This window comes from Myxococcus sp. NMCA1 (genome assembly GCF_026810205.1).
Taxonomy (GTDB): Bacteria; Myxococcota; Myxococcia; order Myxococcales; family Myxococcaceae; genus Myxococcus; species Myxococcus xanthus_A.
On the sequence record NZ_CP113950.1, the window covers coordinates 4,088,412 to 4,106,252 of the forward strand.

A 17,841-nucleotide genomic window follows, 5' to 3' on the forward strand; every position below is an offset into this window, starting at 1 on the left:
TCGCCCACTTCGCTGCGTGCTCCGGAGGCCCCCCGTCCGAATCTGGTCGCAGTGCTGACAGATGCTGATCCGCTGCGTGCGCCGTCGGGGATTGCCTCCGAGGACGGAATCAAGGGGAGCGACCACTCGGGTCATCAAGGGCACTCAGGCGGTCATGGTGGCACCGCTCGGCAAGGCAACGCGACGGGGCATACCTCTGGGCACTCGGGCCATGGTGGACACACGGGGCATGGCGCGAAGCAGGGGAGCGCTCACGATGGACACGGGGGGCACTCTGGTAGCGCCCCGGATGCCGGCATTCCCGCCCCCAGCCACGACCATCACCAGCACTAGCTGCCCGCGACGGAGAGAGGCACCATGAAGACCTGGTCATCGTCACGCTGGAAGCGGCCCGCCGCAGGCACCCTCGTGGCATCCATGTTCGCATTGGGGGGATGCGTCACCGTTCCCCTGGCGAATGATGCGCGTGACGTGCACACGACGCTCGGCGCTCGTTGGATGCCTGGGGGCCCGGTCGTCGGGCTCACCAGCGAGGCCCTCCGGGGAGAGGACGCGGACCCGGCCGTGCGGGCGCTGCTGGCCCAGCCGCTCACCGCCGACGCGGCCGTCCGCATCGCCCTGCTGAACAACCGCGACCTGCGCGCCGCGATGCACGAGCTGGGCGTCGCCACTGGCAACCTGGTGCAGATGAGCCTTCCTCCAAATCCAGAGGTGGAGCTGGAGATGCGAAAGCCCACCCGTGGCGGGCAGCCCCTGCAAGGGGACATCGGGATCGAGTACGACCTGTCCGGGCTCATCCTCCTGCCGCAGCGTCGCGGGGTGGCCCAGGCCGAGCGCACGGCCGCGCGCGCACTCACGGCGGGCGAGGTGCTGCACCTGGCCTACCGCACGCGCCTGGGCTTCTACGAGGTCCAGGCCCGGCACCAGCAACTGGAGCTGCGCAACCGGGCTCTGCAAGTCGCACAGGCGGGCTACGGCACGGCGGTGGAGCTGGAGAAGGCGGGCAACGTCCGCGCGCTGGAGGTGGCCACCGAGCGCTCCGCCGTGGAGTCCGCGCGCCTGGCCGTGGCCGAAGCCGAGAACGCCCTGCTGGACTCGCGCGAGGCCCTCAACGTGTTGCTGGGCCTCTTCGGTCCCCGCACGCAGTGGACGGTGGATTCGCCGCTGGCCGACCCCGTCAACGACCTGGATTCGGGGGAGGGGCTGGAGGCGCGCGCCATCGAGGCGAGCCTCGACCTGGCCGAGCTGCGCGGCCGCATGGATGCCGCCGACCGGCGCCACGGGCTCGCGCGGACGGAGGGTTTCCTGCCCCACCTGTCCGGCGGCTTCCACGGCGAGAAGGACGAGGACCGGTGGGAGATGGGGGCGCACCTCACGGTGGGGCTGCCGCTGTTCGACCGCAAGCAGGGCGTGCGCATGGCGGCCCTTTCTTCGCGCGAGTCCCTGAAGGCCCGTTACGAGGCCACGGCCACCGCCATCCGCGCCTCGCTGCGCCAGGCCCGCGGCCGAGTGGAGTCCACGGGGCGACGAGCGCGGCACGTCCGTGACGTGCTCCTTCCGGCCCGGCGCCAGGTGCTCGACGAGACGGTGCTCCAGTACAACGCAATGCAGGTGGGCGTCTTCGAGGTGCTGCGTGCCCAGGCCGCCGTGACGGACGCGGCCAGCACCTACGTGGAGACGCTGCTCGACCACCACCGCGCCCGCTCAGCGCTGGAGCAACTCCTGGCGGGCCGTCACCAAGGCTTGGAGCTGGGCTCCATCCGCGTTTCGTCGATGAGCGCGAGCTCCGGTCCGGCCGCCGCGGCGGACGCGCACTGACCTTCGCATTCACGGCACTTCGACATCGAGAGGACACACCACCATGGACCGCAGGCAGTTCATTCAGCTCGGCGCACTCGCTGGGGGCACGCTGGTCGCAAGCCACGCCCTCGCGCAAGGACAGTCCCACGCCGTGCCTTCCGCTCCCGTCAGCGCACGCGCCAGGACGCCGAGCATCGTCGCTCCGGGCGGGCAGGTGGCCGTCACCACGCCCAACGGCTCCACGCTGCCGTGGAGGAAGGTGGGTGGCGTGAAGGTGGGCCACCTGGTGGCCATGCCTGTGAAGCACACCTTCGCCCCTGGGCTGGAGGTGGAAGCGTGGGGCTACAACGGCTCGACGCCGGGGCCCACCATCGAGGCGGTGGAGGGAGACCGCCTTCGCATCTACGTCACCAACCGGCTGCCCGAGCCGACCACCGTGCACTGGCACGGGCTCATCATTCCCAATGGCATGGATGGCGTGTCCGGGCTGAACCAGCGCCCCATCGCCCCCGGAGAAACCTTCGCCTACGAGTTCACGCTGAACCAGCCGGGCACGTACATGTATCACCCGCACTACGACGAAATGACCCAGATGGCGCTGGGGATGATGGGCATGTTCATCGTCCATCCGAAGCGTCCGCGCGGCCCGAGAGTGGTCCGCGACTTCGCGCTGATGACGCACGAGTGGAAGGTGCTGCCAGGCATGCGCCGGCCGGACCCCAACGCGATGAGCGACTTCAATGTCCTCACGTTCAACTCCAAGGCCTTCCCGGCCACCGAGCCGCTCGTCATCGGACGCGGGGAGCGGGTGCGCATCCGCCTGGGGAATCTGTCCGCCATGGACCACCACCCCATTCACCTGCACGGCCTGTCCTTCGAAATGACGGGGACGGATGGGGGCTTCGTCCCCGAGTCCGCCCGCTACCCGGAAACCTCGATCCTGGTGCCGGTGGGGAGCACCCGGGTCATCGAGTTCGTCGCGGACGAGCCGGGTGATTGGGCCATGCACTGCCACATGACCCACCACGTGATGAACCAGATGGGACACGCGGCTCCGGTGACGCTGGGCGCTGACGCACGGGCCATCGACCGGCGGGTGCAGGCGCTGGTGCCGGGGTACATGACGATGGGGCAGGATGGCATGGGCGGCATGGAAGAGATGGGCATGCCAATGCCGGCCAACAGCATTCCCATGAAGGGCGGCAAGGGGCCCTTCGGCCCCATCGACATGGGCGGCATGTTCACGCTCCTCAAGGTGCGCGAGAACCCGGACACCGAGGATGGAAGCGGCTGGTACGTGCACCCGAAGGGGTCGGTGGCGGACAAGGCCGACCCGGTGCGCATGGACGCGGACGGCATCAATCCGGACGTGCGCTTTGGTTGATGACGCAGGGGGCGGAGGACGGCTTGCACCAGGTCCTCCGTCCCTGTACCTGAACGGCATGAGTGACATGAATCAGGGAGCGGACGCGGAGACCGATGGCGCGGTGCGGCCTCTGTCCGCCGACGTCATTTCCAGTCTGGTGGAGAACCACCGGGAGTTCTTGCGCTTTCTCGAGCGGCGGGTTGGGAGCCGCGCGGTGGCGGAGGACATCCTTCAGGATGCGTTCGTCCGCGGCATGGGCAAGGCGGAGACGCTCCGCGAAGATGAGTCGCTGACGGCATGGTTCTACAGCGTGCTGCGCAACGCGGTCATCGACCATTACCGGCGTCGTGGCACGACGGAGCGCGCGCTGGCTTCGCTGGCCAGCGAGCTCGAGGAGGGCCATGCACCGGAAGCGGAACTGGCGCAGGCTGTTTGCCAGTGCGTGGGCCGGCTGGCCGGCACCCTCAAGCCCGAGTATGCCGAGGCGCTGCGGCGTGTGGAGGTGGAGGGCGTCAGCGTCCAGGCTTTCGCCCTGGAGGCGGGCATCACCTCCAACAACGCGGCGGTGCGACTGCACCGTGCTCGCAAGGCGCTCAAGAAACAGTTGGAGGTTTCGTGCGGTACGTGCGCCTCGCACGGCTGTCTGGACTGCACGTGTGGGACGCAGGGCGCCGAGAAGAAGGCCGGGGGTTGCGGGAGCGCGACGGCATGACCTGACCGCAGCTTCTAATCGATGGGCGCAGCCGAGCCGCGCGGAGCCCGAGTCCTTCTGGCTTCACGCGCAGGTTGGCTGTCATTGCCGCGACGGCGGCTCACACGAGGGGTTTGGTGTGGGGAGGGGCTGGTGGTGCGGACGGGCAAGGGGGCCCGTCCGCACACGGGGGCAGCTCATGCGGTGGGGGCGGACTCGTACCCGGCCTCGCGGAGTGCCTCGATGAGGGTGTTGACGTTCGCGGCTGCGGCGTCGTGTTTCACGAGTACCTGGCCGTGCTCGAACCGCACGTTTACGTCCTGCACGCCTTCGACTTCACGCAGCGCGGTGTTGATGTGGCTGACGCAGGACCGGCAGGACATTCCCTCGACCTTCAGGAGGGTCTCATCATTCGGGTTCATCGGGTGGCTCCATCATCCAGCGGCGTTCATCGCCGCCTCGAAGAGGGAGACGCAAACTGTCGCGTGTACTTACAGTTGCGCGGCTCATCACCCGCGCGGCCCCGAACTCACTGCTGACAACCGGCGTGCCAAACCTTCTGGCGCGACGACGTCTACGTCAACGAACCAACCTTGGTTTGAGCGTCGTGCTCCGTGTTCTCGGCCTAAACTGCGTATTCCTGACAGTTTCAATGTCCCGGAGAGGCAGTGCGCCACCGGTGGCTTTTGCCGAGCGGATGCAGGTGGTACGGCACCCCCATCGAGGTCCCCATGTGCCGAAACCTATGGCTGCTGGCGAGCATCGTTCTCTTCGCTGCCTGTGTCTCCGAGCCGAAGAGGCTGCCCGCCTCCATGGACCCATCGAATCCGGATGCACCCGAGGCCCCTCCTGCGCCCCAGTTGACCGCATTCGCGGCCTCCACTCCGGAAGTGCCTGCGCCTGACATGTCGCAAGACGAGATGGGGCACTCCCATCGCGGTGCATCCTCGGATGGAGGCGTTGTCGTCTACACGTGCCCCATGCACCCTGAAGTGCAGTCCAACAAGCCAGGAAGGTGCCCGAAGTGCGGTATGGAGCTGGTTCCGGAGAAGCCTGGAGACACGGAGTTAAGGGACGCAGGGGCACCCGGCGCTGCACCGGCCGACCATGACCACGCCCCCGGGCACGGAGGGCATCCGTGAGGCTGTCTTTGCTCGTGGGCGCGGCACTGCTGGCAGGAGGTTGCGCGTCCATCCAGAAGGAGCGAGGCCACGCGGAGGTCGCGGCGCTCGTCGAGGAGCGGCTGGGCCGCAAGACGCGCTGGAACCAGGGCACTCCAGAGGACGCCGAGGTCGCGCGCCATCTCGACGCGCTCCTGAAGGAGGACCTCACCTCGGACCATTCGGTGGAGGTGGCCCTGCTCAACAATCCGGCGCTCCAGGCCACCTACGAGGACCTGGGCGTCTCGCAGGCCGACATGGTTCAGGCCGGCCTGCTCTCCAACCCGACTTTGGACGGGAGCATCGGCTTTCCCATTTCCGGGCGTGGCGTGTCAGAGCACGAGGTCTCGCTGGTGCAGGACTTCGTGGACCTCTTCACGCTGCCCCTGCGCAAGCGCGTCGCCCGGGAGCAGTTCATGGCGGACACGCTACGGGTGGCGCACGAGGCGCTGGCCACCGCGGCCAAGGTGCGCAAGGCCTTCAGCGAGGTGCAGGCCCTCCAACAGCTCATGGAGCTGCGCCGCATGGCGCTCCAAGCAGCCGTGGCGGCGGCGGACCTCTCCGCCCGGCTGCGCACCGCGGGCAACATCACCGAGCTGGAGCTTGCGAGTGAACAAGCCGCCGCCGAGGGAGCCCGGCTCGAGCTGGCGGAGAGTGAACTCGCCTTGGTGGAGGCTCGGGAGCACCTCAACCGCCTCATGGGGCTGTGGGGGCCCCGAACGCAATGGACTCTCTCCGAGAAGCTTCCGCCGTTGCCTGACCAGGAGGTCTCACTGGCGCACCTGGAGTCGCTCGCCATCCGTCAACGGCTGGACATCGACGCCGCCCGAAAGCAGGCCATGCTGCTCTGGAATGCGCTGGAGCTCGCGCGGAGTGCTCGCTTCTTCGGGCGCGTGGAAGTGGGCGTTCACGAGCACCGGGACGCGGACGGCCCCAGGCTCTTTGGCCCGACCCTGTCTCTGGAGTTGCCCATCTTCGACCAGCGTCAGGCCCTCATCGCCCGGCTGGAAGCTCAGCACCGCCAGGGTGAGCGGCGGCTGATGGAGCTGTCAATCAACACCCGCTCGGAAGTGCGCGCCGCCCGCGCCCGGCTGCTGGCGCTTCGCCTGGTGGCCGACCGTTACCGGCGAGTGGTGTTGCCCCTTCGTGAGAAGGTCGTAGAGCAGTCGCAGCTTCAGTACAACGCCATGCAGATAGGCCTCTTTCAACTGCTCTCCGCCAAGCGCGAGCAGGTGGAGGCGTATCAGGGCTACATCGAGGCCGTCCGCGACTACTGGATGGCGCGGGCCGACCTTGAGCAGCTCGTGGGTGGCCGGCTGCGGGAGGGCAGCGCGGCACCCACGCCATCGCCCTCGCAGCCGTCCCAGCACGTACCACCTGGGCCGCCCGGCCCACCCGCGCAGCCAGCACAACCCGGGACACCCACCGGGCACGGACAGGACGTCACCCATGGCACGGAGAGCCCCCATGAGCACCCGCACGACTGAGACCGAGCGCGCACCGGGCCGTGAGGATGACGCCCCTGGGACTCTGGAGCGGAGGGGCGCCCCTGGAAACGCTCCGGCGATTGGAGCCGATGGAACGCTGACGCGGCGGAGCATGCTAGCCACGGCGGGAGCCACGCTCACGGGAGGATCGCTGCTGCTGAGTGGTTCCGCGGCGCGCGCCCAGTCAGCCGTCCCAGGAGCACGCGGGCCTCGCGAGGGCTCCGCGGCTGACACCGGCCAGCGGTATGCGCGGCAGGACTGGCAGCGCCCCGGAATGCCCGACCGGGACTACCGGCCCGTGGTGGTGCCCAATGGCTCCAAGCTGCCGTGGAAGGTCGTGGACAACGTGAAGGTCTTCCACCTGGTGGCCGAGGAGGTGGAGCATGAGTTTGCCCCGGGACTGAAAGCCTTCTGCTGGGGCTACAACGGCCGAGTCCACGGGCCCACCATCGAAGCGGTGGAGGGTGACCGGGTGCGCATCTACGTCACGAACCGGCTACCCGCGGCCACCACCGTCCACTGGCACGGACTCCTGCTTCCCAGCGGTATGGATGGCGTGGGCGGCCTCAGCCAGAAGTCCATCGCTCCAGGCGAGACGTTTCGGTACGAGTTCACCCTGCGCCAGGCGAGTACGAACATGTACCATTCGCACCATGACGAGATGACGCAGATTGGCCTCGGGATGACGGGCATGTTCATCATCCACCCGCGCCGACCCGTGGGGCCCCGCGTCGACAGGGACTTCGTCATCCTCCTGCATGAATGGCGCATCGATGTCGGCACGGAGCGGCCCAATCCGAATGAGATGACGGACTTCAACGTGCTCACCATGAACGCGAAGGCGTTCCCGGGCACGGAGCCGCTCGTGGTGCGCCAGGGCGAGCGGGTGCGCATCCGGCTGGGCAACCTGAGCCCGCAGAACCATCACCCCATCCACCTGCACGGCTTCCACTTCCGTATCACCGAGACGGATGGCGGGCGCGTCCCCGAGTCCGCGCAGCATCCGGAGGGAACGGTGCTCGTCCCCGTGGGCAGCACACGTGTCATCGAGTTCGTGGCGGACGTGCCCGGGGACTGGGCCATGCACTGTCACATGACGCACCACATGATGAATCAGATGGGCCATGAGTTCCCCAATATGATTGGCGTGAAGCCGGGGGGCCTGGACGCGAGGGTCCGCACGTTGCTACCGGGCTACATGACGATGGGCCAGACGGGGATGGCGGAGATGGGCGAGATGGGGATGCCCGTTCCGCCCAACTCCATTCCCATGCTGGGGGCCCAGGGCAAGCACGATTACATAACGGCGGGGGGCATGTTCACCGTGCTCAAGGTTCGCGCACGGTTGGAGAGCTACGCGGACCCAGGCTGGTACGACAACCCGCCCGGCACGCTGGCCGTGGCGGCCACCTCGGACGAGCTGCGCCGGGACGGTATCGACGTGAATGCCCCGGCCCTGGTCAATCCCGGCGCACCGGCCTGACCCTTCCCATGATGAGGCGGGCTCCGCCTCCAACTCACGCAGGGGCACCAGCCGCTTCAGTTGGTCCGGAAATCGGGGGGCAGACCACCCGTCGCTCTTGAACCAGGTCCTAACGGCCTCACTTCTTCGGGGGCGCCTCCACCCCCGAGAAGACCAGCACCTGTTCCGGGAGCCGGGCGCCGCGGATTTCGATCGCTGAGACGGCGCTATTCAGCTCAGCCAGTTCGGCCGGCGTGAAGCGCACATCAGCCGCCCCAATGTTCTCGAGCAGGTGTGCCATCTGTGTCGTCCCCGGGATGGGGACGAGCCAGGGCATTTGCGCCATCAGCCAGGCCAGCGCGATCTGGGCGGGCGTGGCACGCTTCCGCTCGGCCCAGCGCTTGACGAGTTCAATGAGGGTCAGGTTGTGCGGCAGGTTCTCGGGAGCGAAGCGGGACTCAATGCCGCGAATGTCGCCTGGAGCGAAGCGCGTCATTGCGTCGATGGCCCCCGTGAGAAACCCCACGCCGAGCGGGCTCCACGGCACGAAGCCGATGCCCAGTTCCTGGCAGAGCGGGATGATGACCGCTTCGGGGCCACGCCACAGCATCGAGTATTCGTTCTGGACGGCGCTCACGGGCAGCGCGGCATGAGCGCGGCGCAGTGTCTTGGGCCCCATCTCGGACAGGCCCCAGTGCATAACCTTGCCCTGGGCCATCAGGTCCTTGACCGCCCCGGCGACGTCTTCGATTGGGACCTCGGGGTCGACCCGATGTTGGTAGAGGAGGTCGATACGGTCGGTGCGGAGGCGCTTGAGCATGCCCTCGACGGCCAACTTCACATGGTCCGGGCGGCTGTTGAGGCCTGGGCGGCGCTCGCCGGTCTCGAGGTCGATGTTCCAGCCGAACTTGGACGCGATGACGACCTTGTCTCGGAAGGGGGCGACGCCCTCGCCGAGAATGCGCTCGACCTCATGAGGACCGTACGCCTCGGCTGCATCGAAGAAGGTGACACCCCGGTCAAAAGCGGCCCGGATGATGTTGAGCATCTCGGGCCGGCTCGGGACCGTGGTCTGGTAGGTGCGGCTCATATTCTGGACGCCGAGCCCAACGCTGGAGACCTCCAGTGAGCCCAGTTGTCGCCGTCCGAACGCCTTGGGGGCAGGCCGCCTGCCCGGCGCCGTCGGCTTCGCGGAGACCTGTGAGGCCGCACAGCCCAAGAGCGGCGTGGTGGCCAGGGCTCCCGCCGACAGCAGGAAGGAGCGGCGTTCCATCTTGTTCTTGCGTCCTGATGTCATGTGCAGTCGTTCCCTCAATGCAAGGTGCGCAGTGCGTTCAGTCCGTCGAGCACCTGCTTCGGCTCGCCCTCCAGCGGCATGTTCGCCATGTCGCGCACGCCATCCAGCGCGCCCGGAGATTCCGCATCGAGCGAGGCGAACAGTGCGTCGACGTCCTTCGGTGCCGGGCCGGTCGTGGCGATGAGTTCGAACGTCTTGCCCAGCGCATCACCTGGGCGACCAGGATTGGGTCGCGATCCCGTGCTTCTCGTGCACATGGGCCTGTCTTTCTTGCGCGTCCGTTGCGCGGTTTGCGGTGGGCCTCGACTCGAGGCTCCGCACCGCCGCAAACGAAAGTAGCCATGCGGGCTGCACCGAACTAGATGGCGCGAGGGCGAAGGGCCTTGAAGCTGTGATTGAAAATGGCTGTTGCCAAGACACTGCCCAATCGGAGCGTCAGCGCCTGGGTGCGGTGCGGTTCTCGGCGTTCACCCGGCGGGTGAAGGCGAGCGCGGGACGCTCCGCGACACGGGGCTGGCTCATACCGTCTTGACGGCCAGTTCCTTGGCTACATCGATGAAGAGGCGCAGCGGCGCCGAACGCTGCGCCCGGCTGGGGAAATAGAGGAAGTAACCGGGTACGGTGGGCGCGTACTCCTCAAGCACACGCACGAGTCGCCCCGTGCGCAGCGCCTCTTTCACCAGCGGCTCGAAGGCGTAGGCCAACCCCAGGCCCTGCTCCACCAGTGCCAGCGTCAGCTCACGGTGGTTGGTGACGATTCCGCCGCGTACCGGCACCCGCCAGTTCCTCTTTCCCCGCTCCAACTCCCAGGCGTAGAGCCCTCTGCTCGAAGGCATGCGGATGGTGAGGCACTCGTGGCGCAGCAGGTCCTCGGGCTTCTGGGGCGTGCCGTGCCTCGCGAGGTACGAGGGGGCGCCCACGACAACGAAGCGGAAAGCTTCGGTGAGGCGTACCTGCACCATGTCGCGCTCGATGGCCTCGTGCAGGCGCACACCCGCGTCGTAGCCCTCCGCCACGATGTCGACGAGGCGGTTCTCGACGACGACCTCTACCTCTATCCGCGGGTGGCGTTTGCGGAATGCAGGCAGCACCGGTGTGATGACGAAGGGCACGGCAATCTCGGGCACCGTCAGCTTCAGCCGCCCCACTGCTTCGCCCGGCTGAGCCGACACTTCCATGAGGCTCGCGAGCACCTGACTGAGGCCTGGACCTGCGCCCTCCAACAGCCTCCGTCCTGCGTCGGTGAGTGCCATGCTTCGGGTGGTGCGGGCGAAGAGCACGACGCGCAGCTGCGTTTCGAGCTGGCGCATGGACTGACTCACCGCTGCGGGGGAGACGCCGAGTTCGCGGGCCGCGGAGCTGAAGCTCCCAAGGCGCGCCACCACGAGGAACACTTGGAGCTGCGGGAGGAGCGTCGTCTTCATCGCGTGCGTCCCTTCGGGCCTCCGACGCCGTGCTCTGCCTGCAGGTGGCACCCTGGGCGTCGGTGCGCGTTCAATGACGAAGTTCTATCAACCGCCCATCTTCAAGCACGGCTTCAAGGCCCTTCGCTCCTCCGCCACCTGGTCCGACGCGTCCGGAGCGGATACTTCTCCTTGCGTCGGCGAGGGCAGTCAACAAAGGCAAGTCAGGGAGGCGCAAAGCCATGAACCGAAGCGCATGGGTCCACCTGTTGCTCGTCGCGAGCGCGATGACGACGTCGTGCGCGAAGTCCGCCGCGGTCCGCGCTGAAGGCCGCGAGTCACCGGGCACCGTCGCGTCGGGCAACGGGAACAATTCCTTCACCCTGGTCTACGAGGGGGCGATTACGAAGAATGAGCCCGGCAAGGTCAACATGCAGACCGTCACGTACAAACTGAACGGCCTGGATATTTCGGCCAACGTCTACACCCCTGCCAACTACGAACCGAAGAAGGCTTATCCGGCCGTCGTGGTTGCGCACCCGAACGGTGGGGTGAAAGAGCAGGTGGCGGGCCTGTATGCGCAGCGATTGGCGGAACATGGCTACATCACAATCGCAGCCGACGCGGCATACCAGGGGGCCAGCGGCGGTCAGCCGCGCAACGTGGACAAGCCCGCATACCGCATCGAGGACATCCACGGCATGGCGGACTTCATCGCCCGCTATCCGGGCGCCGATGTCGCGCGTCTGGGGTTGCTCGGAATCTGTGGTGGCGGCGGCTACTCGTTGAAAGCCGCGCAAACCGACAAGCGATTCAAGGGGATCGCGACCTTGAGCATGTTCAACTCCGGGCGGGTGCGTCGTAATGGCTACATGGATTCACAACCGTCCACCATCCAGGAACGCCTGCAGCAGGCTTCGGCTGCCCGCGCCCAGGAAGCGGCTGGCGGGGAAATTCTCTATTCAGGGGATGCCAATCTGACCGATGAGCAGATCGCCCAATTGCCGTTCGATCTGTATCGGCAGGGTTACGAGTACTACTGGAAGACGCACGCGTACCCCGGCTCGACCTTCAAGTACACGACGAGCAGTTTGCTGGACCTGATGAGCTTCGACGCCACCGACCAGCTCGAACTGCTCGACAAACCCTTGCTGATGATCGCGGGCAGCAAGGCCGACAGCCTCTACATGACCGAGGATGCGTTCGCCAAGGCCACCGGCACGAAGGACAAGGCGCTCTTCAAGATCGACGGTGCCACCCATATCGAGACCTACTGGGTCCCCAAGTATGTGGACGCCGCCATGAACAAGCTGACGGAGTTCTTCGGAAGGTCGCTCGGGAGGTGATGCCAATCCGGACGCTATCTTCTTCATGGTGGAGCCGACTGTGGCTCGTCGCGTCCTCGAGGGGGCGTCGTCGAACCCCGGGCAGGACAATTGACGCGTCCGGCTCTCGATGGCGTGGTTCTGGCGCGACGCGATCAATCGCCACGGTGGCGACGCCACCGTCGTCCACCTGCCGGAACTCGGGATCCGGGGCAACACCCACTTCCCGTTCTCCGACACGAACAACGTCGAGATCGCCAATTTGCTGTCGAAGTTCCTTGCGGAGAAGCACCTCGATGGAGGCGGACGCCCATGACGGAATGGGGTGACCGCTATTTTGAGCACGCTCAGCGAGATAGGACCCTCCTCATGAATAAGTCCCTCTGCGGAGTCGCGGTTTGCGCAGCGGCCCTCTTCACGGGCTGCGCAGCCGCCCGACATGGCGCTGCGAAGTCCCCCGCGGCCGCCCAGCAGATCATTCGCGCAGGCACCCAAGCATCCACAGCCGGGTCGATGGATTACTTCACCGGGCGAGTACGCGTCGAGCCGTTGTCTCCCGCCAGCAGCGACATCAATGCCTCGACCGCCTACGTGACCTTCGAGCCTGGCGCCCACTCGGCATGGCATACCCATCCCAGGGGGCAATTTCTCATAGTGATTGCCGGTGCAGGTTTGACGCAGGAGTGGGGAAGGCCTGTTCAGGAAATCCGCCCCGGCGACGTGGTGCGGTGCCCACCCGGTGTCAAGCATTGGCACGGTGCCGCGCCGACGAGTTCGATGACTCACCTGGCCGTGACCGGTTCTGTGGATGGCAAGAGTGTGACCTGGTTGGAGAAAGTGACGGATGACCAATACAACGCCGCCGGCGCTGCCGCACCCCAGGAGCACAAGGCGATGACGGCCGAACAAGTCCTTTCAGCCAAACAGCAGGCCATTCCACTGATCGCGTCCTTCATGGCCGCGAGCGACATGCCCAAGCTCAACGCCGCCTTGAACCAAGGTCTGGACGCGGGACTGACCATCAGCGAGGCCAAGGAGGTCCTCGTGCAGCTCTATGCCTACGTCGGTTTTCCGCGCAGCCTGAACGCGCTGGGTGAGCTGATGAAAGTGGTGGAGGAGCGCAAACAGCGCGGTATCCAAGACGCACCTGGGCGTGAGCCCAGCCGAGCCATTCCCACTGGGGACGAGCTTGTCGCCATCGGGACAGCCAACCAGACCCAGATTTCTGGCGTGCCGGTTCAGGGGCCGCTCTTCGACTTCGCGCCGGTCATCAATCAGTATTTGCAGGCGCATCTGTTCGGCGACATCTTCGAGCGTGACAATCTCGACTGGCAAAGCCGCGAGCTGGCCACGGTCGGCGCGTTGGCCGCCACGCCGGGCGTGGAGCCACAGTTGCGCTCGCACATGGCCGCCAGCATGCGGGTAGGCCTGACGGCTGGACAATTGCGCCAATTGACGGAGGTGCTGGCCGAGCGTGGTGATGCGGATGCCGCCAGGCGTGCGACCAAGGCGCTGACGCAGGCGCTTGCCGCGATGAAGGGACAGGACTGAACAACACTGACCTGCTCAGCGTGCGGTGTATCCGCCGTCGACCGGGAGCGCCACACCAACGACGAAGGCTTGACGCGTGATGGACAGGTCGACCAGGCAGGCCGACGAGGCCACCGTGCAGCGCGCTTCGGGTTTCGACGCCCCTTCGCCAGCTCGCTGGCGCGCGCCGCGAAGCTTCAGGAGCGCGCCGACGGACAGAACGGGTGGACCGACCTCCTGGGGGCAGCCGTCGAGCCACTGACGGCCCTCAACGCCGTGGTTGAGGGTGGAGCCGAGAGTGCTTCAACTCGCTCACGTGTGGCCCTCCGCGGGCTGCTAGAGAATCGCCTCAAGGGCCGACTGAAGTTCAGAGTCGCCGTAAAGCTGGTCCGAGTAGCCGTAGAAGCTTTCGCGCACAAAGAGGGTTTGGTCTTTGATTTCAAGACTCTTCTGACCCGGGTCGTCGGCATTCTTGGCGACATTCAGGAAAACAATCCTGTTGAACTTTGCTCTGACGGCCTCACGGCCCATGTCATCCTTGCAGATTTCCTTCATCACATTGACGACGAGGCCCGGGCCATATGACTCGTAGTAGCTGTCGTAGCAGTCAAGGATCGTCTTGTCCTCGGGGAAGCTCGCAATGTCAATCTCAAACGGCAATTCGAATCCAATCGCTGCGTTGAGTTCTGACTGGAATCGAGCGGAGTGAGAGTCTTTGATGGCGGCGATGCGCCGACGCTCGGCGAGTCCCATGGTGTCGTCCTTGTAATCGAAATGCCTGATTGTTACTCCGAGTATTCTCGGGGAGCTTTTGTGCGTCAACCTGTTTCTTGCCGCACCCATGTCGAGACAGCATCCCGTCACCAGCTCCCTGCTCCCGTCTCGGCGTGCGGCACTGCGCTGGAAGTCAACTGTCCTCAGTCAGCTTTTGGCGCTTCCGGGACCGGCATCGCCTGTATTGAACGCGTGGCCTGCTCGATACTCGAGCGCACGAATCGCACCCGCTCCGGGAGCGATGCCTGGGGTAGGGGGAGCAGCTCGTAGCCAAGGCTCGTGTAGACCTCTACCATCGAACGATAGGTCGCCTTCGCCTCGTCGGGGGCCTGTTTGCGCTCGGCATCTTGCCCGAAGATTTCGGGCCAATGCGGCGCGATGAATACACGTCGATTGTAGCGAAACAGCTCCGCGGCCTTCCAGAGGTGTGGCGGCACTGGAAGACCACACACCCGAAGGTATCCGATGACGTCGGGAACGCCGCGATCCAGGATGACAGGACGGCGTAGCTCGCAGGCCTCCTTGTGGGTTCGCATCTCCCATCCCAGCATCAGCTCGGCGAAGGCCGCCCGATCAGCCCAAGGGAGGGCGGCACCGCCTATGGCGACCTGATGCTGAATGATGGCACGGCCCGCCTCGGGCATGTGCGCGAGTCCCTCCACCGCCAGCGCCTGGATGAGACTGCTTTTGCCGGAGCCGGGGCCGCCTGTGATGACATGAAGATGAACGGTCATGGTCTCCTTCGAATGGGCGGGTATGTACCGCACCGGATTGTCGAGACACCAGGTCGGTCGCAATCAGGCCGCTCGCTTCGTCTGCGGCAGCTCGCGGCCCACTGCTTCGCACGGGGATAGTGGGGTTACACGACCACGATGTGCGGTAGCTCGACCTCACCTTCGCCACGGCTCAATGGCTGCAGAAAGGCGCGCTGACCGTCTACGGGCTGCGCTGGCCTTCGCCTGCGCTGGATGAACGCCTGCGCCGGGAGGACACCCTGATTGAAGAGCCTGAGGTTGCGAGTGAGTCATTCGCGCAGCTCTGGCGGGACACCTTGGCGTTCGTGAGCACGGGGGAGTTGGTGTTCACGCCCGACGGCCGCTACGTCCTCCTGGCGGACAAGCGAGGAACCCTCCACCGGCTCTTCCTGCCCCCGATGACTGCCGAGGACCGCGACGGCCTCCCACGCTGAATCGTGAGTACCGAGCCTCGAGCCCAACCACAACGAACGCGAGGAGAGCACGGCGGCGGGCCCGGTGCCGGTGCGGGCGCCGCGGGTCAACGGCAAGCGCACCGAGCCGGCTACTGGGGAGCGGAAACGGTTCGCGTCGGCGATCCTGCCCGCGTGAGCCCGCAAGTCGCCGCGGGTGGCCGAGGTGCTGCCGCTGCTGTACCTGCACGGCCTGTCCAGCTCGGATTTCGGTCCGGCGTTGACGCAGTTCCTGGGCACCAGCCACGGCCTGTCGGCGGCGACGAGCACGAGGTTGACCAAGGACTGCATCAAGGAACTCATCGCGTTTGACGACGGGCACCGCGAATCGACCGAGTCGTGGCTCGATCTGCTCCGCGGCTGTAATCGCCGTGGCTTGGCCGCGCCGGTGCTCGCGGTCGGCGACGGTGCCCTGGGGTTCTGGTCCGCGGTCCGCGAGGTGTTCCCCGAGACCCGCGAGCAGCGGTGCTGGTGGCACAAAATCGGCACCGTGCTCAACGCGCTGCTCAAGTCCGCCCAGCCGGGCGCGAAGAATGCGCTCGCCGAGGCCTTCTCGGCGTTGGGGAACACGGACGCGCTCGCGACGAGCCGCCGGATGTCACGGCCCGACATCGGGTTGGCGATGACGCCGACCGTGGCGTCGGCCACCAGCCAGTGGCGGCACACCCGCCAGCCGTTGGCGTGCTGCTCACCCATCGCCCTCCCTGCCCGCCGCCGTCGCGTGTGCCGTCTCCCGGATGCGCGTTTCCGCAGCCGCTGACAAGGGGCACGATCGTCATCTGACAAGACCCGCCTGATGCCTCCGGCTTGACGCATGCCGATATCGGCATATGATGGTGACCCATGGCACGAGCAGCGACGACGTCGGACGTCTTCAACGCGATCGCCGAGCCGCAGCGCCGGGAGATCCTGGTCCTGCTGCGGGCGGGGGAGCGGCCGGTGACCGAGGTGGCCCAGGAGCTGGGGATGACCCAGCCGGGGGCGTCCAAACACCTGCGGGTGCTCCGGGAGGTCGGGCTGGTGCGGGACCGCAAGGCAGGCAAGCAGCGCCTGTACGGCCTTGACGCCCGCAAGCTGCGACCGGTCCACGAGTGGACCGGCGGGTTCGAGCGGTTCTGGAACGAGAGCTTCGACCGGCTGGACGCGTACGTGCAGGACCTCAAGCAGGCAAGGCAGGAGGAGTGACCGATGGCAGCGACACCAATGGCAGTGACAGGACGGAACTCGCCGGCGCAGTCAGCGACGGCCGATCGCGAGATCGTGATCTCCCGGGTCATCAATGCTCCACGGGAGCTGGTGTTCGAGGCGTTCACCGAAGTCCGGCACCTGTCGCGATGGTGGGGACCGGAGGGGTTCACCACCACCACGCGGGCGTTCGAGTTCCGCGTCGGCGGGGAGTGGGACTTCGTGATGCACGGACCGGACGGGACGGACTACCAGGAGTGGATCTCCTGGACCGAGATCGCCCCGCCGGAGCGGATCGCGCTGCTGCACGGTGAGTCCCGCGGCGACCCGAACGCCTTCGAGTCGGTCCTCACGTTCGCGCCCGACGGCGCGGCGACGCGGATCGAGATGCGCACGGTGTTCCCCACCAAGGAGCTGCGCGACGTGGCTGTCGAGAAGTACCACGCGATCGAAGGCGGCCAGCAGACCCTGAGTAAACTGGCTGCCTACGTCACCGAGATCGTTCGGAAGGGAGTTGAGGACTGATGGCCGGAAAGGTGTTCTTCAGCGTGACGATGTCGCTGGACGGGTTCATCGCGCCCGAGGAGCGCACCAGGCCCGCGAGGCCGCCGGTGACCGAGACGTCCGCGTCGCGGGCGGCGGCGCAACGATCCTGGAGTACGTGAACGCCGGCCTGATAGACGAGTTCTCGATCGCGCTCTCACCCGTGCTGTTCGGCTCCGGAATCCGCCTGTTCGAGGGCGTGGACGAGGGCCGCGTGGCCCTGGAGCCGGTCCGCGCGGAGCCGACGCAGCGGGTGACCCACCTGACCTACGCAGTCCGGAAGCGGTAACTGTCTCGACCTCGGCGCCCCCCCGCCGAGGTCAGCAGCGCGGTTGAGATCCTCGACGCTCTGAGCGTCAGGACGGGCGCGTGTTCGGGCCGCGAGCTCGGCCGCGCGCTCCTCCGGGAGGGACCTCACGGCGTTGTCGTGGAACTTCCTCGCCAGCTCAGGCTTCGCCAGCGAGTCACCAAGGGCCCCGGCTCCCGCGCCGCCGGTGTCGCGATGGCGTTCAACCACATGACGTCGCGCACCTCGCTCATTCGCCTTGATGCGCTTATGTCGCGGCGCCCGAGTTTTGGGTCGGCACACTCAGCTGGACTTGAGCGACATC

20 protein-coding genes and 1 pseudogene are annotated in these 17,841 nt (G+C 66.6%); 15 read left to right on the forward strand and 6 right to left on the reverse strand.

Going from position 1 to position 17,841, the window contains the following annotated elements; genetic code table 11:
• Positions 1 to 357 precede the first annotated feature (357 nt).
• From OZ403_RS17585 to OZ403_RS17595, 3 genes are all read left to right on the forward strand, one after another.
• Positions 358 to 1,818: a TolC family protein gene (locus tag OZ403_RS17585; protein ID WP_140791345.1), complete on the forward strand. Its 1,461-nt coding sequence runs from the start codon at positions 358 to 360 to the stop codon at positions 1,816 to 1,818.
• A gap of 133 nt (positions 1,819 to 1,951) precedes the next feature.
• A complete protein-coding gene (locus OZ403_RS17590) occupies positions 1,952 to 3,184 on the forward strand; it encodes a multicopper oxidase family protein (RefSeq protein WP_442929790.1) in 1,233 nt (410 codons plus the stop codon).
• Positions 3,185 to 3,242: 58 nt separating this feature from the next.
• Entirely contained in the window at positions 3,243 to 3,878 is a 636-nt protein-coding gene (locus OZ403_RS17595) for an RNA polymerase sigma factor (protein ID WP_140791349.1), read from the forward strand.
• A gap of 176 nt (positions 3,879 to 4,054) precedes the next feature.
• Here the strand turns inward: OZ403_RS17595 and OZ403_RS17600 are convergent, their stop codons facing one another.
• Positions 4,055 to 4,279: a heavy-metal-associated domain-containing protein gene (locus OZ403_RS17600; protein ID WP_140791351.1), complete on the reverse strand. Its 225-nt coding sequence runs from the start codon at positions 4,277 to 4,279 to the stop codon at positions 4,055 to 4,057.
• Between the two features lie 558 nt (positions 4,280 to 4,837).
• Between OZ403_RS17600 and OZ403_RS17605 the strand changes: the two genes are divergently transcribed.
• The 3 genes from OZ403_RS17605 (at position 4,838) to OZ403_RS17615 (ending at position 7,987) form a co-directional block, all read left to right on the forward strand.
• Positions 4,838 to 4,999, forward strand: a complete 162-nt coding sequence (locus tag OZ403_RS17605; RefSeq protein ID WP_268784883.1) for a heavy metal-binding domain-containing protein — start codon at positions 4,838 to 4,840, stop codon at positions 4,997 to 4,999.
• Complete coding sequence (locus tag OZ403_RS17610) at positions 4,996 to 6,504, forward strand: TolC family protein (RefSeq protein ID WP_268784651.1); 1,509 nt, start codon at positions 4,996 to 4,998, stop codon at positions 6,502 to 6,504. The genes OZ403_RS17605 and OZ403_RS17610 overlap by 4 nt, the downstream gene beginning before the upstream one ends.
• Positions 6,505 to 6,778: 274 nt before the next feature.
• Positions 6,779 to 7,987, forward strand: coding sequence for a multicopper oxidase family protein (locus OZ403_RS17615; protein ID WP_328285533.1), 1,209 nt, complete (start codon positions 6,779 to 6,781; stop codon positions 7,985 to 7,987).
• 118 nt (positions 7,988 to 8,105) lie between these two features.
• On the opposite strand, the gene OZ403_RS17620 is transcribed toward OZ403_RS17615, so the two are convergent.
• The 3 genes from OZ403_RS17620 to OZ403_RS17630 form a co-directional block, all read right to left on the reverse strand.
• Complete coding sequence (locus tag OZ403_RS17620; RefSeq protein WP_268784652.1) at positions 8,106 to 9,263, reverse strand: aldo/keto reductase; 1,158 nt, start codon at positions 9,261 to 9,263, stop codon at positions 8,106 to 8,108.
• Between the two features lie 14 nt (positions 9,264 to 9,277).
• A complete protein-coding gene (locus OZ403_RS17625) occupies positions 9,278 to 9,520 on the reverse strand; it encodes a hypothetical protein (protein ID WP_201799759.1) in 243 nt (80 codons plus the stop codon).
• Between the two features lie 261 nt (positions 9,521 to 9,781).
• The gene (locus OZ403_RS17630) at positions 9,782 to 10,687 is read right to left on the reverse strand and encodes a LysR family transcriptional regulator (RefSeq protein ID WP_140791361.1); all 906 of its coding nucleotides are present in this window, start codon (positions 10,685 to 10,687) and stop codon (positions 9,782 to 9,784) included.
• A 221-nt stretch (positions 10,688 to 10,908) separates the two neighbouring features.
• Between OZ403_RS17630 and OZ403_RS17635 the strand changes: the two genes are divergently transcribed.
• The 3 genes from OZ403_RS17635 (at position 10,909) to OZ403_RS17645 (ending at position 13,542) form a co-directional block, all read left to right on the forward strand.
• Positions 10,909 to 12,012 carry an alpha/beta hydrolase gene (locus OZ403_RS17635; RefSeq protein WP_268784653.1) on the forward strand — a complete coding sequence of 368 codons (1,104 nt, stop codon included), beginning with the start codon at positions 10,909 to 10,911 and terminating at the stop codon, positions 12,010 to 12,012.
• 109 nt (positions 12,013 to 12,121) lie between these two features.
• A complete protein-coding gene (locus tag OZ403_RS17640; RefSeq protein WP_268784654.1) occupies positions 12,122 to 12,307 on the forward strand; it encodes a hypothetical protein in 186 nt (61 codons plus the stop codon).
• 197 nt (positions 12,308 to 12,504) lie between these two features.
• Positions 12,505 to 13,542, forward strand: a complete 1,038-nt coding sequence (locus OZ403_RS17645; protein ID WP_237081914.1) for a (R)-mandelonitrile lyase — start codon at positions 12,505 to 12,507, stop codon at positions 13,540 to 13,542.
• Positions 13,543 to 13,857: 315 nt separating this feature from the next.
• Here OZ403_RS17645 and OZ403_RS17650 read toward each other — a convergent pair whose 3' ends face one another.
• Both OZ403_RS17650 and OZ403_RS17655 read right to left on the reverse strand, forming a co-directional pair.
• A complete protein-coding gene (locus OZ403_RS17650; RefSeq protein ID WP_268784655.1) occupies positions 13,858 to 14,274 on the reverse strand; it encodes a hypothetical protein in 417 nt (138 codons plus the stop codon).
• A 164-nt stretch (positions 14,275 to 14,438) separates the two neighbouring features.
• A complete protein-coding gene (locus OZ403_RS17655; RefSeq protein WP_268784656.1) occupies positions 14,439 to 15,029 on the reverse strand; it encodes an AAA family ATPase in 591 nt (196 codons plus the stop codon).
• A gap of 317 nt (positions 15,030 to 15,346) precedes the next feature.
• Here OZ403_RS17655 and OZ403_RS17660 point away from each other — a divergent pair, with 317 nt between their 5' ends.
• The 6 genes and pseudogenes from OZ403_RS17660 (at position 15,347) to OZ403_RS17685 (ending at position 17,519) form a co-directional block, all read left to right on the forward strand.
• Positions 15,347 to 15,484, forward strand: coding sequence for a hypothetical protein (locus tag OZ403_RS17660; RefSeq protein WP_161606768.1), 138 nt, complete (start codon positions 15,347 to 15,349; stop codon positions 15,482 to 15,484).
• A gap of 28 nt (positions 15,485 to 15,512) precedes the next feature.
• A pseudogene (locus OZ403_RS17665) lies at positions 15,513 to 16,061 on the forward strand (transposase); the annotation flags it as partial.
• Between the two features lie 284 nt (positions 16,062 to 16,345).
• Positions 16,346 to 16,687, forward strand: a complete 342-nt coding sequence (locus OZ403_RS17670; protein ID WP_140791367.1) for an ArsR/SmtB family transcription factor — start codon at positions 16,346 to 16,348, stop codon at positions 16,685 to 16,687.
• Between the two features lie 3 nt (positions 16,688 to 16,690).
• A complete protein-coding gene (locus OZ403_RS17675) occupies positions 16,691 to 17,212 on the forward strand; it encodes an SRPBCC family protein (protein WP_237078352.1) in 522 nt (173 codons plus the stop codon).
• Positions 17,212 to 17,352, forward strand: a complete 141-nt coding sequence (locus OZ403_RS17680) for a hypothetical protein (protein WP_237078488.1) — start codon at positions 17,212 to 17,214, stop codon at positions 17,350 to 17,352. The genes OZ403_RS17675 and OZ403_RS17680 overlap by 1 nt, the downstream gene beginning before the upstream one ends.
• Entirely contained in the window at positions 17,349 to 17,519 is a 171-nt protein-coding gene (locus tag OZ403_RS17685; RefSeq protein ID WP_328285534.1) for a hypothetical protein, read from the forward strand. Before OZ403_RS17680 ends, OZ403_RS17685 begins: the two co-directional genes overlap by 4 nt.
• Positions 17,520 to 17,841: the final 322 nt, after the last annotated feature.

What these genes read in the sequence shown, in the direction of transcription:
- OZ403_RS17585 (WP_140791345.1), top strand. Translation starts at nt 358, where the DNA reads ATGAAGACCTGGTCATCGTCACGCTGGAAGCGGCCCGCCGCAGGCACC.
- OZ403_RS17595 (WP_140791349.1), top strand. Translation starts at nt 3,243, where the DNA reads ATGAGTGACATGAATCAGGGAGCGGACGCGGAGACCGATGGCGCGGTG.
- OZ403_RS17600 (WP_140791351.1), bottom strand. Translation starts at nt 4,279, where the DNA reads ATGAACCCGAATGATGAGACCCTCCTGAAGGTCGAGGGAATGTCCTGC.
- OZ403_RS17605 (WP_268784883.1), top strand. Translation starts at nt 4,838, where the DNA reads ATGCACCCTGAAGTGCAGTCCAACAAGCCAGGAAGGTGCCCGAAGTGC.
- OZ403_RS17615 (WP_328285533.1), top strand. Translation starts at nt 6,779, where the DNA reads ATGCCCGACCGGGACTACCGGCCCGTGGTGGTGCCCAATGGCTCCAAG.
- OZ403_RS17620 (WP_268784652.1), bottom strand. Translation starts at nt 9,263, where the DNA reads ATGACATCAGGACGCAAGAACAAGATGGAACGCCGCTCCTTCCTGCTG.
- OZ403_RS17625 (WP_201799759.1), bottom strand. Translation starts at nt 9,520, where the DNA reads ATGTGCACGAGAAGCACGGGATCGCGACCCAATCCTGGTCGCCCAGGT.
- OZ403_RS17630 (WP_140791361.1), bottom strand. Translation starts at nt 10,687, where the DNA reads ATGAAGACGACGCTCCTCCCGCAGCTCCAAGTGTTCCTCGTGGTGGCG.
- OZ403_RS17635 (WP_268784653.1), top strand. Translation starts at nt 10,909, where the DNA reads ATGAACCGAAGCGCATGGGTCCACCTGTTGCTCGTCGCGAGCGCGATG.
- OZ403_RS17640 (WP_268784654.1), top strand. Translation starts at nt 12,122, where the DNA reads ATGGCGTGGTTCTGGCGCGACGCGATCAATCGCCACGGTGGCGACGCC.
- OZ403_RS17645 (WP_237081914.1), top strand. Translation starts at nt 12,505, where the DNA reads ATGGATTACTTCACCGGGCGAGTACGCGTCGAGCCGTTGTCTCCCGCC.
- OZ403_RS17650 (WP_268784655.1), bottom strand. Translation starts at nt 14,274, where the DNA reads ATGGGACTCGCCGAGCGTCGGCGCATCGCCGCCATCAAAGACTCTCAC.
- OZ403_RS17655 (WP_268784656.1), bottom strand. Translation starts at nt 15,029, where the DNA reads ATGACCGTTCATCTTCATGTCATCACAGGCGGCCCCGGCTCCGGCAAA.
- OZ403_RS17670 (WP_140791367.1), top strand. Translation starts at nt 16,346, where the DNA reads ATGGCACGAGCAGCGACGACGTCGGACGTCTTCAACGCGATCGCCGAG.
- OZ403_RS17675 (WP_237078352.1), top strand. Translation starts at nt 16,691, where the DNA reads ATGGCAGCGACACCAATGGCAGTGACAGGACGGAACTCGCCGGCGCAG.
- OZ403_RS17680 (WP_237078488.1), top strand. Translation starts at nt 17,212, where the DNA reads ATGGCCGGAAAGGTGTTCTTCAGCGTGACGATGTCGCTGGACGGGTTC.